This window comes from Roseovarius sp. D22-M7, from assembly GCF_037083785.1.
Lineage (GTDB): Bacteria > Pseudomonadota > Alphaproteobacteria > Rhodobacterales > Rhodobacteraceae > Roseovarius.
In genome coordinates this window covers 1-16,731 of the sequence record NZ_JBAPKY010000045.1, presented here as the reverse complement: position 1 = coordinate 16,731, position 16,731 = coordinate 1, and the positions used below count along the sequence as shown (strand labels likewise).

The 16,731-nt window shown below is 64.2% G+C and carries 13 protein-coding genes, 2 pseudogenes and 1 other annotated feature; of the genes and pseudogenes, 13 read left to right on the top strand and 2 right to left on the bottom strand.

What is annotated here, in order from left to right; translation table 11 throughout:
• Window position 1: 1 nt before the first annotated feature.
• From V8324_RS16485 to V8324_RS16425, 12 genes are all read left to right on the top strand, one after another.
• Window positions 2-208: a DUF7697 family protein gene (locus V8324_RS16485; RefSeq protein WP_336421019.1), complete on the top strand. Its 207-nt coding sequence runs from the start codon at window positions 2-4 to the stop codon at window positions 206-208.
• Between the two features lie 48 nt (window positions 209-256).
• Complete coding sequence (locus tag V8324_RS22465; protein WP_442970555.1) at window positions 257-547, top strand: phage BR0599 family protein; 291 nt, start codon at window positions 257-259, stop codon at window positions 545-547.
• 19 nt (window positions 548-566) lie between these two features.
• Entirely contained in the window at window positions 567-998 is a 432-nt protein-coding gene (locus V8324_RS16470) for a C40 family peptidase (RefSeq protein WP_336421018.1), read from the top strand.
• Complete coding sequence (locus V8324_RS16465) at window positions 998-4,498, top strand: phage tail protein (RefSeq protein WP_336421017.1); 3,501 nt, start codon at window positions 998-1,000, stop codon at window positions 4,496-4,498. Before V8324_RS16470 ends, V8324_RS16465 begins: the two co-directional genes overlap by 1 nt.
• On the top strand, window positions 4,499-5,221 hold the full coding sequence (locus tag V8324_RS16460) for a hypothetical protein (RefSeq protein WP_336421016.1): 723 nt from the start codon (window positions 4,499-4,501) through the stop codon (window positions 5,219-5,221).
• Window positions 5,221-5,412 (top strand): hypothetical protein, encoded by a 192-nt coding sequence (locus V8324_RS16455; protein WP_336421015.1) that lies wholly within the window; start codon window positions 5,221-5,223, stop codon window positions 5,410-5,412. Before V8324_RS16460 ends, V8324_RS16455 begins: the two co-directional genes overlap by 1 nt.
• The gene (locus V8324_RS16450; protein ID WP_336421014.1) at window positions 5,409-6,392 is read left to right on the top strand and encodes a hypothetical protein; all 984 of its coding nucleotides are present in this window, start codon (window positions 5,409-5,411) and stop codon (window positions 6,390-6,392) included. Before V8324_RS16455 ends, V8324_RS16450 begins: the two co-directional genes overlap by 4 nt.
• Window positions 6,389-6,934: a hypothetical protein gene (locus V8324_RS16445; RefSeq protein WP_336421013.1), complete on the top strand. Its 546-nt coding sequence runs from the start codon at window positions 6,389-6,391 to the stop codon at window positions 6,932-6,934. Before V8324_RS16450 ends, V8324_RS16445 begins: the two co-directional genes overlap by 4 nt.
• A gap of 88 nt (window positions 6,935-7,022) precedes the next feature.
• Window positions 7,023-7,331 carry a hypothetical protein gene (locus tag V8324_RS16440; protein ID WP_336421012.1) on the top strand — a complete coding sequence of 103 codons (309 nt, stop codon included), beginning with the start codon at window positions 7,023-7,025 and terminating at the stop codon, window positions 7,329-7,331.
• A gap of 179 nt (window positions 7,332-7,510) precedes the next feature.
• Window positions 7,511-8,191 (top strand): YcbK family protein, encoded by a 681-nt coding sequence (locus V8324_RS16435; protein WP_336421011.1) that lies wholly within the window; start codon window positions 7,511-7,513, stop codon window positions 8,189-8,191.
• On the top strand, window positions 8,191-8,448 hold the full coding sequence (locus V8324_RS16430) for a hypothetical protein (protein ID WP_336421010.1): 258 nt from the start codon (window positions 8,191-8,193) through the stop codon (window positions 8,446-8,448). The genes V8324_RS16435 and V8324_RS16430 overlap by 1 nt, the downstream gene beginning before the upstream one ends.
• Before the next feature lie 478 nt (window positions 8,449-8,926).
• Entirely contained in the window at window positions 8,927-9,739 is an 813-nt protein-coding gene (locus tag V8324_RS16425) for an alpha/beta hydrolase (RefSeq protein ID WP_336421009.1), read from the top strand.
• Between the two features lie 241 nt (window positions 9,740-9,980).
• On the opposite strand, the gene V8324_RS22460 is transcribed toward V8324_RS16425, so the two are convergent.
• Window positions 9,981-10,490 carry a DUF4915 domain-containing protein gene (locus tag V8324_RS22460; protein ID WP_442970557.1) on the bottom strand — a complete coding sequence of 170 codons (510 nt, stop codon included), beginning with the start codon at window positions 10,488-10,490 and terminating at the stop codon, window positions 9,981-9,983.
• A gap of 65 nt (window positions 10,491-10,555) precedes the next feature.
• A pseudogene (locus V8324_RS16415) lies at window positions 10,556-11,790 on the bottom strand (IS3 family transposase).
• Window positions 11,387-11,503: a sequence feature (AL1L pseudoknot), on the bottom strand. It overlaps the preceding pseudogene by 117 nt.
• Before the next feature lie 322 nt (window positions 11,791-12,112).
• On the opposite strand from V8324_RS16415, the pseudogene V8324_RS16410 reads away from it, so the two are divergent.
• Window positions 12,113-16,731 (top strand): annotated as a pseudogene (locus V8324_RS16410) (hypothetical protein); the annotation flags it as partial.

The following is a 16,731-nucleotide window of genomic DNA, read 5'->3' as shown; positions in this document are numbered from 1 at the left end:
CATGCTGGCCTGGGATGTCGCGCGCGAGGCCACCGGCCAGCTGCGCGTGTCGGATGGCGCGGTGCTCGGCTGGGACATGGGCGCGGTGCTGGCCATGGCCGACGCGAGCGGGCTCGACCGACGCGCCGCGGTGGAACTTCTGCCGGTGATCGAGGCCGCGATGGTGCGCGCGGTCAACGCGCAGATCCGGGCACAGCGCCCGCAGTGACCATCCACACCCCACAAACCAGGCAAAGCAACAGGGATCGGAGTCCCAATGACCAGTGCTGTCAAACAGGTCACGGTGCGGCTGGCCGCCGAGGGCGGCCGGCAGGTCCGGGCCGAACTCAAGGGGATCGGCGAGGACGGTGCAACCGCCTTCCAGCGGCTGAGCTCGGAAATGGAGGCGGCCAATGCGCGCGCCGACCGGTTCTTTCGCCGGTTGCGCCTCGCCGCCGCGGCGGGGGTGTCCACCTGCATCGACCGGTTCGACAACGTGCTCAATTTCCGGGGCGATCCCTTCGTGCCGGGCACCGACAAGCTGACTGAGACGCCCAATGCCCGGTAAGCCAACGCACGATGAGCCAATGCGCGGTGAGCCACTGCGTGCCGACGTCGTGATCGCCGAGGCGCGCCGCTGGATCGGGGCGCGCTGGCGCCATCAGGGGCGCGGGCCGGCCGGTGTCGACTGCATCGGTCTGCTGATCGTGGTCGCCGATGGCTTGCGCGTGCCGCATCACGATGTGCAGGGCTATGACCGGCGCGCCACCAGCCACCGCCTTGTCGAGGAATTCGCCGTCGATCTCGCGCCCGTTCCGCTCCCGGAGGCGCGCCCCGGCGACATCCTGGTCTTCGCCGAGACGAGCTACCCGTGCCATGCGGGGTTCCTCACCGCGCGCCACGGCGTGCCGCATCTGCTGCACGCCCATGCGCTGCGGCGCTGCGTGCTCGAGGAACCGCTGGTCGAGCCATGGCTCTCGCGCCGCCGCGCGGCTTACAGAATGCCGGGAGTTGTCTGATGGCGGTGCTGGCCATCGCTGGCGCCGGCGCGCTCGGCAGCACCGCGCTCGGGATCGGCTGGCAGGCCGGCTGGCTGATCGGCTCGACCGTCGGCTCGCTGCTGTTCGGCCCCGACCAGCCCGATATCGAGGGGCCGCGGCTGCGCGATCTCTCGGTGACCTCCTCGGCCTACGGCGCGCCCATCCCGCTGATCTACGGCACCATGCGGGTTTCCGGCAACGTGATCTGGGCGCCCGGGATCCGCGAGGAGCGCCAGACCCGCAAGGTCGGCGGCAAGGGCGGCGGCGGTCAGCGCCAGACCACCTATGGCTACTACGCCTCCTTTGCGCTCGGCCTCGCCGAAGGCCCAGCCGGCGATCTCATCCGGATCTGGGCCGATGGCAAGCTCATCCATGACGCGCGCGGCACCAATCCGGACGTGTCGATCCCCGGTCTGGAGTTCCGCTTTCACACCGGCGGCGAGGACCAGCTGCCCGATCCGCTGATCGAGGCCACGGAAGGTCACGGCCGGACACCGGCCTTTCGCGGGCTGGCCTACCTGGTGTTCGAAGATCTGCCGCTGGAGAACTTCGGCAACCGCATCCCAAACATCACCGCCGAGGTGACCTTCAACGCGCAGGCGGCCTTTCCCGCGCTCAAGAGCACCAACCTGCCGGGCGGCCCGCTCGACAGCGTGCTGACGAGCTACGGGGCCACCGACTGGCAGCGCCAGCACCAGCTCATGCTGAGCCCGGACGGTCTGCGGCTGTTCGATCTGCGCACGCTGGACGAACTGGCGCAGGCGCGGCCCGAGGATCTGATTTCCGACGCGCTGGCCGAGGCGCTGAACCTCTACAGGGATAATTTCGGGTTCGATCACTGCTTCATTGGCGGCGACGGGTATGCCTACACCCAGCTGGGCATCAGCAACACCAAGCCGGTCGTGAAGATCGATCTCGACGCCATGGCGGTCGTGGACAGCTTCGGGCGCCGCAGCAACAGCCTGAGCAACAATGCCGGCGGGTTCGCGTCCCTGACGACACTGGGCTGGATGCGCGCGCTCAGCCTGACCGGGCCGGTCGACGTGCTGATCGCCTCGGGCCGGTTCGGCAGCGGCCATGGCTGCATTCTCGCCGACACCATGGAGTTTCTCGCCAACCTGCCGCGCATGGGACCGGGGCCGACCAATGTCGAGAATGTGGTTCAGGGTCTTGTGGGCGAGGGCCTCGGCGAGGCGTGGATCCTGCGCACGTCGAATACCGGCACGGCCAGCACCATTCCCATCGAGCGGCTGCGCGTGCGTCCGGGCGCGCCCGGCCCGGTCGTCGAGAATGCCGGGCACTGGCAGCTTTCTCCGGCCGATATTCACCCCGAGGCGACAGGGTTCACATACGAACCGGCCGGGGCGGTGTATGATCCGGTCGATGACGCGCTCGTGTGGATCAGCGCGCTCGCGTTCCCGGATGCGCTCGCGGATCTCACCGGGCGGTATGCGGTCAAATGGCGCCCCGATGACGGGGTCATCTGGGCGACGCGGCTGTCGCTCTTTGCCTTCTCCACCACGCGCAAGGAGAACATGGCCATCGCCAAATCCCGCACCGAGGGCCGGCGCATGGCCTGGCATCGCGAACCGCAGGTCAGCCAGGTCGATCTGCGCACCGGCGCGGAGATCCTGTTCACCGACGGGTTTGCCACGGGCGACATCTTTGGCGGCGGCGAGGCCGCGGGGTATGATGCGCGCTCGGACACGCTCACGGGCTATGTGCAGACCGGATCGGCCGCCACCCGGCTGTTTCTCAACCGCACCGCCGGCGAGGGCGTGACGCCCGGCGCGATCGTCGCCGATATCTGCGCCCGGGTCGGGCTGGGGCCGGCCGATATCGATGTGTCGCAGATCGGCGCGCCGCAATTGCAGGGCTACGCCATCGGCCGGCAGGGCAGCGCGCGGGCGGCGATCGAGCCGGTGGCGCAGGCCTTTGCCTTCGATGCGGTCGAGACCGATGACCGGATCCGCTTTGTGCCACGCGCCCGGGACGCTGCCGAGGCGCCAAGTCTGACGCCCGATGATCTCGTCCCCGCGCGCGAGACGGGCCGCGTCGTACAGCTCCAGCGCGTGCAGGAGACCGATCTGCCCGAGCGCATCACCGTGACCTATCAGGACACGAGTGGCGACTACAATCAGGGCGCGCAATCGGCCACACGAGTCTCCCAGCCCGTCGCCACCATGGGATCGCGCGACAAGCGCGACATCGAACTGCCCATGGCGCTGGAGGCCACCGAGGCCAAACGCATCGCCGAGCGTCTCATGGCCTCGGCCTGGATCGAGCGGGATGGGGTCGAGTTCGCCCTGCGCCCGGGATTTCTGCGTCTTGACCCCACCGACCTGCTGCGCGTGGCGGCGCCCGGTGGGACCGCGATCGCGGTGCGGCTGACGCAGGTCGAGATCGGCGCGGACTGGGAACTGCGCGCCAAGGGCGTCCGGCATATCGGGTCGGCGTATCTGTCAGAGGCCATCGGCGCGACCGGTACCGGGATCCGACCCTCGGGTGTGCTGGGCGATGTGCCCTCACGGTGGGTCGTCCCACAGGTCCCGCTGCTGCGCGACCGTCATGATACCGGCGGCGTCGCCTCGCGGCAGTATCTCTTCGCCGCCCCGCGCGTGGCCGGGCCCTGGACCGGGCTGTCGCTCTTTCGCTCGCGCGACGGGGCGGACTGGGACATCCCGGCGCGCATCAGTGATCCTGCGCTGATCGGCACCCTGCGCGCAGCCCTTGCCCCGCCGCGCTCGGTCTGGACATGGGACGCGGTCAACGCGCTCGATGTGCGGCTGCGCGATCCCGAGGGAAGGCTCGAGTCGGTCTCCGATCTGCAGTTGCTCAACGGCCGCAACGCCGCCCTCGTGGTCGACGCGGATGGCGGGGCCGAGCTGATCCAGTTCCGCGATGTCACGCCTCTCGGCAATGACATCTACCGGCTCTCGACGCTGCTGCGCGGGCGGCGCGGCACGGACGGCCGGCTCGCGCATGCGGCCGGGGCGGTAATCGTGGTGCTCGACGATGAGGGCGCGCTCTTCACCGAACCGCTCGGGCTGGTCGGGCAACAACTGCGCTACCGCGGCGTCGGGCGGGGCGAGGCGTTTGATGAGGCGGACACGGTCACGCAGGTAGTAGGCGGCACCGATCTCAAGCCCTACACCCCGGCGCATGTGGCGGGGGTGTGGACGGCCGCCGGCATCACCCTGTCCTGGCGGCGCCGCACCCGGATCGGCGGCGACTGGCGCGACGGCACCGGCACCGTGCCCCTCGCCGAGGCCGCGGAGGCCTATGAGGTAGATATTCTGGACGGGGCCGGCGACGTGATCCGGGTGCTGGAGACCGCCACGCCGCAGGTGCTCTACGCCGCAGCGCAGGCACAGGCGGATTTTGGCACGGTCCCCGACACGCTCACTCTGTGTGTCCACCAGACCAGCGCGGCGGTCGGGCGCGGCTTTCCCGCGACGGCCACAGTCAGGGAGACATGAATGAGCACGCCCAATCTCGCCATCGCCCATATCCAGGCGAGCCAGGACCAGAAGGAGGTCACCGCCAACGCCGCTTTCGACGCGCTCGATCTGGCCATGACGGACTCGGGGCTTCTGGATGTCAGCGCCGGCGGGATCATCCCTGTGCCGTCCGCGCAGGCGCTCGGTCTCGTGCGCCTCGTGCTGACAGGTGCGCCCGGCGCCGGGGTCACGGTCGCCTTCCCGTCCGTGAAGCGCCTTGTCCTTGTGCGCAACGAGGCGGACGGCGTGGCCGTCATCACGCGTGCCGGTGGTGCCGACGAGACGACGGTCGAGCCGGGCGATCAGCGGATCCTCTATCTCTCCGAGGACGGGGTGCAGCCCGCCGCGCGCGAGATCTACGATTTCGGGGTCGTGTCCATGGCCACACCCGGCCCGGGCGACGTCATCGGAAAGGTGGTGATGCCGCGCGATGTGCGCATGCCGGCCGATCTCGCGGGCGCGGTCGGGCATGTCGATGAGCCGCCCGACGCCGCCTGGTCGGTGGATGTCACGGTCGACGGGCTCGTCGTCGGCGCCATCACCGTGTCCACGACCGGGATGTTCACCTTCGCGACGGCCGGGTCTGTCGCGGTCGCGATCGGCAAGGGATCGGTCGTGCGGTTCGTCGCGTCTTCGTTCGCAGCCCCGGCCGAGGCCTCCGTCGCGGGCCTGGCCGTCACGCTGCGCGGCGCGGTGATCTGATGCCGCTGCTCTTCACCGCCCTGTTTCTATCCGGGGAACAGCCGGATGTGAACGTGCAGCAATTCGCGGGCGCTTGGGTCGACGCCAATGATGCCGGCACCCTTGCGCAGTGGCGGGGGCAGCCCGCCGGCAATGTCACGGATGGCGACCCTGTCGGGGTGGCCGTAAACCAAAGGGAGACCCTGGAATGACCATTCTTGCCGCAACCAGCGAGTTCGACGGCTTCACGGAGCTGCCCGCGCTATCGGCGCTGATCAGATACACCGACCCCGCGGAAAGCGGCCCCAACTCGCGCGTGGGCAACGCGGTTCTCTTCCCGACGCGCGCGCGTCTCGGGTTCACGCCGACCAACGGCGTCTGGCTGCATGCGCGCGTTCAGCCGAGGACCACCAGCAGCGCGCATGAGGGGCCGTCCTGGATCCTCGGGCTCGAGGATGCCGACGGCAATGTGATCTGCGGTCTCTGGAATCCGACTGCCGGCTCGCAGGCCGACGAGACGTTGTGGTTTCGCACCCATGCCGGTCTCGAGGCCGCAGTCCCGGTCTTTGGCGCGGCCAGCATCGATATGTTTGTGAAGATCGGCGATCCGGACGGGGTCTTTCTGGCCTATGTCGACGGGATCCTGCAAGTCGTGCACGAGGGCGTTCTCAAGCCGGGGACCTCGGAGCTCGTGGCATCCGTGCGCGTTGAGGGCTCCTCAGACCGGACCACCGATTTCTACAATGTGCCATGGGCCGAGCTGATCGTCGCGGATGTTCCGACGCTCGGCTTCAGGCTGCACACGCTGCCTCTGGTCTCCGACGGCACACCCGCGGAGTTCGCGGGGTCGGTCGCCAGCATCTCGACCACCACGTTTTCGGATGTCGCGGATGCCATGGTCGCGAGCACGGTCGGGCAGGCGCATGTGTTCAATCTTGCCGACGCACCCGCACTGCCCGCCGACACCACCATCGTCGGGGTCTCCTTTGTCGCGGCCGCCTTCACGAGCGGGGCCTCACCGGTTCAGCGTTTCGACGGCCGGGCGGATGCCGCGCTGCTGGGAGCGCCTGTCGATATCGCTGACGCGCTCGGCGCTGTCCGGTTCTTCTGGGACGTGGACCCGGCAACCGGCGCCGCCTGGACGGCGGCCGGGATCGACGGGACGCAGTTCGGGCTGGAGGCGCTCGCGTGACCGGGGACGTCAAGCTTCGCAAATCCACGGCGTTCGTGGTGGCGGGTCTGGAGACCGACGGCAGAACGGTCGTGCGCAAGGCCACGGCGCATGTTGTGGAGGGTCTGCAAACCGAGGGCAAATCGGGCCTGCGCAAGGCCAACGCCCATGTGGTGGCGGGGCTGGCAACAGATATGAGCTCCGCCATCCGGCAGGCGTCGGGCCATGCGCTTGTTCGTGATATCTCGGATCTCTCGGGCGACATGTTCGGCTTCAATGATCGGCCTGCCTACCGCGCCGGCACGGTCCTGCCTTTTCTGGACTTCGGGGGCGGGGCGCAGTTCGGCGTCACCATTCCGCAGGCGCAGGCCGGGACCTGGACGCGGATGATCTACCGGCCGGACGACATGTTCGTCGAGGACGTGATCGAGCTGTCGGCCGGGATCAATACGCTCGGGCTGTCGGGGCACATCAATCAGGTGATGCTCTTTCCCGGGGCGCTGGACAGCGCGACGCGCGACCACATCCACGCGGTCGCGCGCAACCGCGCCGGGATGGGCTGAGCGGGCTGCCTAGACCGGCCGGCCCGCTGTCGGGGGCCTCCACCAACGCCCGCAGGACCCATCATAAGCATCAGGACAAGGAGGCGGGATGCCCGAGCGCGACAGCTTCACCGACCAGATCATCCAAGCGTTCCGCGATCATGGCGTGGCGGCCGCGATCGGCGTCTGGTTCACCTTCATCGGCGGGTTGGCCGTCGCGGTCACGCGCAAAGCCTTCACCAACGAAGCCCTGCTGCACAAGCTCGAACAGGAGCTCGACGCCGAGCGCCTGCGCATCGAGAAGCGCCGCGACGAGGACCGGCGCATCGATCACGACCGGCTCGAGCGCATCGAACGCGACATCCACGATATGCGTAACCTGATGTTCGCCGCCTTTCAGCGCGGGCGCGACGAGTGATCGCCGCGCGTCAGGCGCGTCCAGCGTAGCGCGCGCACTGCACGCCCGGACGCTTGGCGCTGCGCGACGCGCTCTTTCCGGTCTCACGACGCGCATTTCCGAAATCCGCCCACCACGCCCTGCTGCCCGTCCGGGCCGCGGGGTTGATCCCGTTTTATCACACTCCGAAGGAGCCCCTCATGTCCGACCCCATTCGCAGTTTCCGCCATTTCCGCGAGGTGCCCGAGCATCTCTGGCGCTGGCCCGACTTCTCGCCCGCCGAGATCGCCTGCCGCGGCACCGGCCAGCTCAAGCTGCACCCCGAAGCGCTCGACACCCTGCAGGCGCTGCGCGATCGGCTGGGCAAGCCGCTGATCGTGAACTCTGGCTATCGCAGCCCCGAGCACAATCGCGCCGTGGGTGGGGCGAGGCACTCGAAGCACATGGACGGGACCGCCTTCGATATCTCCATGGCGAACCATGACCCGGTGGCCTTCGAGGCCGCGGCGCGCGAGGTCGGGTTCCTGGGCTTTGGCACCTATCCGCGCTCCAACTTCATGCATGTCGATCTCGGGCCGGCGCGTCAGTGGGGTGCGCCGTTCCCGCCGCGGGCAACGCCGTTCGCGCCCGAGACGCCGCCCGCGCGCGAAAAGCTGGCCGAAAGCCTGACGCTCAAGGGCACCGGGGCGGCAGGGGTAGCCACTGTTGGTGCCGGCGGGGTCGAGGTGGCGCAGGAAGTGCTGGCCGAGGCGCAGGGCGCGGTCCTGCCGCTGGTGCCCTATCTCGACACCCTGCGATGGGTGTTCATCGCGCTGGCGCTTGCGGGGATCGGCGTCGCGGTCTGGGCGCGGATTGACGACTGGCGCAAGGGGCGCCGCTGATGTGGGGCATAGGTCTGGCCGGGATCCTCGCCCGGCCATGGGCGCGGCAGGCGGCAGGTCTTGGCCTCGTCGCGCTCGCAGTCGCCCTTTTTCTGTTCAATCTCCGTCGCAGCGGTGAGCGTGCGGGCCGCGCCGCCGAGCGGCTGGACATGCTGGAGCGTAATAATGCGATTCAAAAACAGATGCTGGAGGCTGCTGCGCAGCGCCCTCGTGATCGGGACGCTCTTGTTGGGCGGTTGCGCCGGGGTGGGTTCTGATGCGTCGCTTGGGGTGCGTCCACCTATTGTGGAGTATAGCCGGGCTGAGCAGGCGCAGATGGCCGAAGAGGTGGCGGCGTTGCCAGAGGGCGCGGTGATCGTGGAATGGCTGGCCGATTACGCGGTGCTGCGGGACCAAGCGCAGGCGTGCGCGGGTAGGTAAGCCGGACCCATGGTCTGAGTCGTCGTGCGACCGCCGGGATGCGGCTGTTCTCGACAGATGAAGCGGAAGGGCGAAACACGTATCGGGGCAAAACTCGTGAATATCCTCGCACTGGTGATCGGGAGTCTGAGATCGGCGGGGTGACGTCGCTTCACTGGATCGCGGAGGCTATGAACGAGCGCGGTATGATCAGCCGGCGTGGTGGCCGGTGGCACGTATCGAACATGCGGACCCTGCTTGTGCGATTGGAACAGGGACCTTGCACGGCGGATGATGCGGTCTTGCGGCGGGCGCCTCGATTCAGGACAGTTGGGTATGTTCTCCTTTCTCAAGATTGCCGGAACTGTCTTGGCGATTTACCTCGCCGTGGTCGGCATGGTCGCGGTGTTTCAGGGCAAGCTGCTGTTTCCGAGAGGGATGGTGGGCCCGGGTGCACCCTTGCCGTCCAAGGCCGAGCGGCTCACCCTCAGCGTGGGCTCCGGCGGGCAACTGGTCGGCGTGCATCTGCCGGCTGAAGGGCCATCGCCGGGGGGCGCAAGCCTCGTTCTCGGCTTCGGCGGTAACGCGTGGAACGCACACGATCTGGCGCTTCACCTGTACTCGACTTTCCCCGACCGGGACGTCGTCGCGTTCCACTACTGCGGCTATTCGCCCAGTACTGGCAGGCCGAGCGCGCAGGCAATCCTGAATGACGCCCTGGAAATCCATGACGACATCGTTGCCAGGCTGGCGCCCGACGGAATCGTGACCGTTGGGCTCAGCCTCGGTGCCGGTCCGGCCGTGCACGTCGCCCGGTTGCGCCCGATCATGGGGCTGATCCTCGTCACCCCGTTCGATACCCTCACGGCGCTGGCCCGCGAGCACTACCCGTGGCTGCCAGTTGGTCTCCTGTTGCGGCACCACATGGACGTGGCCGCAGACCTCTCGGCAGTGGAGGCGCCGGTGGCGGTGATCGCTGCTGCGGCGGACACCATCGTTCCGCCCCGCAGAACCGAACCGGTTCGAAAAGCTGCGGATAACCTGGTCTTGGACCGCGTCATCGCCGGCGCCGGCCACAATGACATCTATGATCGCGCCCAGTATCGGCGCGCGATGCAGCAGGCGCTGTCACTTATTGAAAACAGGTGACCGCCCGGAAGGCCGAAAGGGCCATCCGTGGCGCCATGTCGCCGATCGCCAACTCTCCGGCGCGACGCTGCTCTAAAAGATCAACGCCAGCACCACGGCCCGCATGGGCGGGCGGCTGGTTCTGAACGGTACGACTGAAATCCGCGGCTCCGTCGGCGAAATCTCCGCCACCCACGTCTCGCTCGCGACCACAATCTGGCTGCAGACCATGGTGCCGCTGACTGCAGGCGATACCGTCGAGCTACAGGGGTACTTCGAAACGCCCCGCCGTCACATCTATGCGCCCGAACTCGCCGGTTCCTGCCTGCAGGCAGTAGAGCACGCCAAGGTGCCAGCGCGGACTGTGTTGCATGGACAGACCAGAGACGACGATATCCCGACTTTCCACGTCAAGCACTACGCGGCCATTGCGGCGGTGCTCCCGCCAGCCCTCCGTAACGTCGGAAGCTGCCGTGGCGGTCACGAACGTTTCCTTGCCGTCGCGCATGGCAAGTCTGTTGAGATGACAGCGATCTTCTGCGGCTAACCGCGATACGAAGGGCGGGCGCCAGAGCGGCACGAAGCTCGTGTCCTCCGCCACGGTCGCAAGGTACGAAAACAACTTGTTGACGAAAACCGGGCGACCTGATGCGTCCGCTGAAATTTCGTGGATGTCCAGGTCGCCGGTGATGTGGCTTCGCCGCGGTGAGTAGAGAGCATCGTGGCTTACATAGGCTCGACCACCATTGAGGGTGTCGGTGAAGCGCCACAGTTGTCAAAGCGTCGCCAGCCAAAGGCCGTGAACCAGACCGGGTTTACCGGAGAGGTTCGAGTTGATCATTCTGCGGCGATGTTAGCCGTGAGTTCTGCGTTGTAGAAGTTCCTTTCTGCTGTTGCGGGTGAGATATATCCGAGCGGGCCGTAGAGGCGTTTGTCGTTGTACCAATGGACCCAGTCCAGCGTCGCGAGCTCGACGTCTTTCTTGCCGCGCCACGGGCCCTCGTGTTCGATGACCTCGGCCTTGTAGAGACCATTGATGGTCTCGGCGAGAGCATTGTCGTAGCTGTCCCCCACGCTGCCGACCGAGGCCCCGATCTTCGCTTCTTCAAGGCGCTCGGAATACTTGATCGACAGGTATTGGACGCCGCGGTCGCTGTGGTGGGTCAGCCGATCGCGGTCGGGATTGCGGGCGGAAAGCGCCTGCTCCAGCGCGTCAAGAACCAGCTTGGTGTTGGGCGACGAAGAGACCTGCCATCCAACGATGTACCGGGCGAAGACGTCGATGATGAAGGCGGCGTACACGAACCCCACGGCGGTGCGCACGTAAGTAAAATCGGCCACCCAGAGAACATTCGGCGCCGGGGCCTTGAAGTCCCGGTTCACCTTGTCTTCAGGGCAAGGCAGGGCCGGATCACGATACGTTGTCTTCTTGCCCTTGCCGCGGATAACATCCTGTATTCCCATCTCTTTCATCAGGCGCACCACCGTGCAGCGCGCCACATCCTCGCCTTCTGCAGCGAGATCGTACCAGACCTTGACCGCGCCGTAGCGCTTGCCGCTGGCCTCCCAGCAGGTCTTGACCTTGGGGCCGAAACCGGCGTCGCGCTGCGCCCGAACGGACGCCCTGGATGGGTCGCGCTTGACCGCCTGGTGGTGGTGATAGGTGGACGGCGCGATCGGCAAGACCCTGCAGATCGCCTCGACGCTGTACTCCTGTCGATGATCATCAATGAACATGATCATCTCTTGCGTTGGCGGTCGAGGTCCGCCGCTGCGAAAAAAGCCGACGCCTTGCGCAGGATTTAATTTGCCTGGCGCAGCTCGCGGTTCTCCCGCTGCAGCGCCTTGAGTTCATCGCGTTCCGATTGTGTCAGGCCATCGCGATCACCGTCCTCGACGGCCTGCCTGTTGACCCAATCGCGCAACGTCGCGCCGCTGCATCCGAACTTCTGCGCGATCGAGGCAATCGCCTGCGACCGTGATTTGTAATCCGCTTCGTTCTCCAGAACCATGCGCACCGCGCGTGCACGTACCTCTCTCGAAAAACGGTTCCCTGGGTTTCCTTTGGTCATGGTCTACCTTCCGAGCTTTTTGCTCTACGGTAAACCCGGTCTGGTTCACCGCGCGCGTCAGCGGCGAGACCCATGGCTCTCTCGAAGGTGCGCTCGAAGAAGCTAAAGCCAGCCAGCTCGGAAACTGGCGTGAGGGTGTCAGCAGCAGACGCGACGATGATTCAGTGAGCTTAGTCTCCTTTACGGCACCCTCATCGCCGGGCAGCCCCCGCGTACGGCATGACCGAGCCAACAGAAAAGTCTTGCGCTTTGCGATAGCCAAAGGTTACCAATCTGTAAACGGAGTTTCGTCGCTAAACCATTGGTTGAAAGGGATTTGATCATGTCCGAAACGGGCTTTCCCTCCTCGCTTTCTCTTGCCGATCTCGCCGGCGCCGATGGTTTCAGAATTGACGGCGCAGATGCGCGTGGTCGATCAGGCTACTCGGTTGCCGCTGCAGGAGATATTAACGGCGATGGAATCGATGATGTAATTATCGGGGCTCCGCTTGAAGGCATAATTGGCTCGTTTGGATTTGGATTTGGTGCAAGCTACGTTCTGTTTGGATCAAATGATGCGTTCGACCCATTCTTGGACCTTGCTCTCCTTGATGGCACCGATGGCTTTCGTCTTGACAGCGTGGGCTACGCAGAAGGCAACGGCGTCGCAGTCTCCGGAGCTGGAGACATTAACGCGGATGGATTTGACGACCTGATCATCGGGGCACCCAATGCCGATCCAGCCGGTACCCGCAACGCAGGTGAGAGTTACGTTGTATTTGGGTCGGACATCAGGTTAGGGGCGAGCCTTAGTTTAGCTGATCTTGACGGTGAAAATGGGTTTCTCATAAATGGCATTGGCGAAAACGACGAGAGCGGTCGCTCGGTCGCCGGGGCCGGTGATATAAACGGTGACGGGATTGACGATCTGATCATCGCAGCGCCTGGCGCTGGTGAAAGCTACGTGGTGTTTGGGTCCGACACGCAGGTTGGTGCGGCCTTCGCCCTTGCCGATCTTGATGGCACGAACGGATTTCGGCTGGAGGGGCTCGAAGCGCATCAGCTGGCACTGCCAGTCGCCGACGCCGGTGATATCAACGGTGATGGGATACGCGATATAATCATTGGGGCACCCGGCGCCAATCCTGGTGACAGATCTGGCGCTGGTGAGAGCTATGTGGTTTTTGGTTCGAACAATCTTTTTGAAGCCAGCATTGATGTCAGTGAGCTAAATGGAACCAACGGCTTCCGCCTCAGCGGCATCGATCCGGGTGACCGCAGCGGCACCTCAGTCTCAGGGGGTGGCGACATTAACGGTGACGGTCTTGATGACCTTATCATCGGAGCGCCTGACGCTGGAGACAGCACATTCACCGAGTCGGAACGTGGCGAGAGTTATGTGATCTTTGGCTCGACACAAGCGTACGGTCCAAGCCTTGACCTCGCTGATCTCGACGGCATCGACGGTTTTCGCCTCGATGGCGTAGCAAGGGAAGATAACAGCGGCAGCTCGGTGGCCGGAGCCGGCGACGTCAATGACGACGGCATTGACGATTTGATGATCGGAGCCCAAAAGCTTTCAAATGAGATAGCAAGCTACGTTGTGTTTGGGTCAGCAAACGGCTTTGACGCGAGTTACAATCTCACCAATCTCGACGGCACAAATGGCTTTCGTATAGATGGGAGAAACGATGCTGATGGACAGAATGGTTTATCTGTTGCTGGAGCTGGAGACATCAACGATGATGGATTTGATGATCTACTCATCGGCGCGAGCTTAGCGGGCTCAGATAGCGAGAATTTCAACAGTTTCCGGGGCGAAAGCTACATTGTGTTTGGGCGTGCGACTCCTGGTCACGATGACGATGAAGTCGACGAACCGGAGGATCCTGAAACACCAGTCACTGCTAACGCCGCACCCGAGCTCACTCCTGTATTGGACGGCTCAGTGGTCGATAATGGCGAAAATATCTTGGGCACAAGAAACCTTGAGCTGCGCCTTGAAAAACCATGGGAAGTGGGCGAACGCTTCACACTCGGCGAAGTCTTCCAGATTTCGGACCCTGATGGACTCGGCGATGTAGATTTGGCCTTTTTCTACGATCTGGGTGATCAAAGCGAGATCGAAGTTGAATTCAATGGAGAGCCGATATCTACCGAAAGCACGATCACGTTCCGAGCGGGGCCAGGCCAGACCGATTTCGTCGCGGAGATTCTTGACCTTGTCACACTCACCGCTACCGAGCCTGGTCTGGAAATTGACTTCGGACTAAACATTCAGGATCAAAGTAACGCCTTTTCAGACCGATGGCGCCTGGTTCTCGATGCGGAGCCGCCGGAACCGGCCTCTGCCATTTCCGTTGACACCCGCGAGTTTGCGACCTCCTACGAAGCTGGCAACTTGGTACCACTCGGTGATCTTTTCGAGTATACCGTTGCTGATGATGCTCCACCGGTTGAACGTCTGGAGATCGTGACGGATGAACCGGTCGAAATAAGCGTGTCGGTAGCGGGTGTCCCCCAAACATCCGGTCCGGGCACTCAGTTCGTGCTCGAGCATCAGCAATTCGAGAACGCCTCCATCATCATGCCAGAGCCGAGTGGCAATGCTTTCGGCATCCGCCTGATCGCATACGACGCGAACGGTGGATCCGACGACGCGCGAGGCTTCACCTCGACTTTCGACACACCGCCCGATGCTCCGTTGCTTCTGAATCTCGACGGTACAATTTATAACCTTGGAAATGTCCGCGGCATCGGAGACCCACAGGATGGTGAAACATTTCTCGATGTTGTGACCTTTAACCCGTTCGACGTGGAGACGGGCGCCCCAGTCACAGATGTTGATCTAAACGTTCGTCTGTTCCAATATGCCTCGACGCTTGAGCGCGCTCGGAACCTGTTTGAGCGCGCGGGACTGGAAGAGGCTGATGAGGACTTATCGCGGCTTCTTGAAGAGATTGAGGACTTCTACGATGTGCGGGCAAAGGGGGAACTGCTCGTTGACAGCGCAAGTGCGTTGGTTCCAATTTTGTTCTTCACAGCACCATTTGCTGGCGTCGCACTCACCGCGACGATCCTGGCAGTTAATTACACACTGAATGAGAGGGCATTCGAGACCAGCGATGCAGTCGAAAAAGGGCAATTCGGGATTACTGTCGGCAAAAGCGCATTCAAGGTGGGGTTTGACAGCATTAAAGCTATTGATGACGCGATTTCTGCTGGTCAGCCTGTCACCCCAAGCCTCATAGAACAGGCCGAAGGAGCATTTGTCGCTGCTAACGAGGCGTTCGCCTTGGCTGGAGAGGCGTTTCGTTCGGATGAGGCCATCGCAGGCGGCGGTCTTGCTGAAGATTTCGGATTTTTCGGAGAAGCAATTTTTTCGCCACTGGTCGGAGGTTTCGCTTCCGAGGCAGCCAACGCGGCTCTAGATAACCTTGCGTTCCTCGAGGCAGCAACTCGCTTGATCGTTCAGTCGGGGACGCCGCCACTCGACGCGTTAGTTGAGGCCGGATACCCATCCGAAGCGCTGTCTCTTTCCAGTCCACAAGAAGAGGCACGCTTGCGTGAAATTTTCGAGATGGATCGGACTGTGATCCCTAGTATCTCGCCAGGTGCACCAGACCTCACGATCGACGAAGAAACCCCATTCATTCGCGTGCGCAATCCGTTCGAAGCTGCCTCTGAAGCCGGGGTGACCGTCAATGTCAGCGGGACGAACGTCGTGCCAGACTTCATCCTTGATGGCGCACGGCCGGGTGTGGATGTGGAGGCATCAGACAGTTCGGTCATCCTCGATTTCCGGAATGGGCCAGACCCGGAAGAAACTTTTCGGCTCACTCTGAAAGGGGAGGTGTCCGGTCGGCTGGCCCTCGACCTTTTCGGTAATCAGTTGTTCGTGGGTTTTGAGGATGTGGCTGCGGAACAGCTTGAAGGGACGGCCACAGGGGATCTGCTCGTGGCTGGTACGGCAACCGAAGTCTTCGTTCCGGGCCTAGGGAGCGACGACCTTTTCATGCAAGGCTACGACGTCGTCGTAGAGGGGAAACTGGAGCAACTGGATGGCGATAAAATCAGTAGCCCAGGGGAAGGGTTTTCCATTTCCGTCGATGAGCCCGTGACCCGAGCGAATGTCTTGGAACGGAATGACGAGAAGGTCTTAGTGCTCGAGGGCGCCAACGGTCTCGCCGAAATCGTTCTCGAAAAGCTTCCTGATTCTCTTATCGGTGCGTTTGCGATTGTAAAAAACGACAGAACGATCGAGTTACCGCCGATTGTACCGATCGACGCGGGAATCGTGGCCGAGAACGACGGCGAGGTGAAGATCGACCTTCTGGGCGATGCGGGCGCCTCGGACAGCGACGGCGGCACGCTCAGTGTGGCGAACGTCTCGGTGTCGGACCAGAACGGCGCGGCGCTGGTGTTCGGTCTGACCGGCGCGGCGCTCACCATCGATCCGACGCAGCTCGCCACGGCGCTGGCGTCGGGCGAGAGTGCTTTGCTGACGGTGGCCTACGACGTGACCGACGGCCAGGGCGGCGTGACGCCGAACACCGGTCAGTTGGTTGTCGACGGGCTCGACGGTCCGTTCACCTGGTATCTTGACGGTGACGCCGACGGCTTTGGGGTGGACGACGCGGCGAACAATCAGACGGCCTACGCTGCGCCGTCTGGCACTTCGGACCTGGCGGGCGACGCCGATGATGCCGACCCCACGGTGTTTCCGGGCGCGCCGGAGATCAACGATGGCAAGGACAACGACCAGGACGGCGACGTCGACGAGGACAACACCGCGCCGGTTGTGGCCGGCGAGACCTACAGCACCGATGACGGCGAGACGCTGACCATCGGCGCGGCCGCGGGCCTGCTGGCCAATGACAGCGATCCGGACGCGGCGGACACGATCTTCGTGCAGTCCTTCACCGCCGCCGGGAACGGCAATCTGTCAGTGACCACGGACGG

Coding starts and splice junctions, on each gene's coding strand:
- V8324_RS16465 (WP_336421017.1), top strand. CDS start 998: ATGGCGGTGCTGGCCATCGCTGGCGCCGGCGCGCTCGGCAGCACCGCG.
- V8324_RS16430 (WP_336421010.1), top strand. CDS start 8,191: ATGTGGGGCATAGGTCTGGCCGGGATCCTCGCCCGGCCATGGGCGCGG.
- V8324_RS16435 (WP_336421011.1), top strand. CDS start 7,511: ATGTCCGACCCCATTCGCAGTTTCCGCCATTTCCGCGAGGTGCCCGAG.
- V8324_RS16455 (WP_336421015.1), top strand. CDS start 5,221: ATGCCGCTGCTCTTCACCGCCCTGTTTCTATCCGGGGAACAGCCGGAT.
- V8324_RS16425 (WP_336421009.1), top strand. CDS start 8,927: ATGTTCTCCTTTCTCAAGATTGCCGGAACTGTCTTGGCGATTTACCTC.
- V8324_RS16470 (WP_336421018.1), top strand. CDS start 567: ATGCGCGGTGAGCCACTGCGTGCCGACGTCGTGATCGCCGAGGCGCGC.
- V8324_RS16485 (WP_336421019.1), top strand. CDS start 2: ATGCTGGCCTGGGATGTCGCGCGCGAGGCCACCGGCCAGCTGCGCGTG.
- V8324_RS16460 (WP_336421016.1), top strand. CDS start 4,499: ATGAGCACGCCCAATCTCGCCATCGCCCATATCCAGGCGAGCCAGGAC.
- V8324_RS22465 (WP_442970555.1), top strand. CDS start 257: ATGACCAGTGCTGTCAAACAGGTCACGGTGCGGCTGGCCGCCGAGGGC.
- V8324_RS16440 (WP_336421012.1), top strand. CDS start 7,023: ATGCCCGAGCGCGACAGCTTCACCGACCAGATCATCCAAGCGTTCCGC.
- V8324_RS16450 (WP_336421014.1), top strand. CDS start 5,409: ATGACCATTCTTGCCGCAACCAGCGAGTTCGACGGCTTCACGGAGCTG.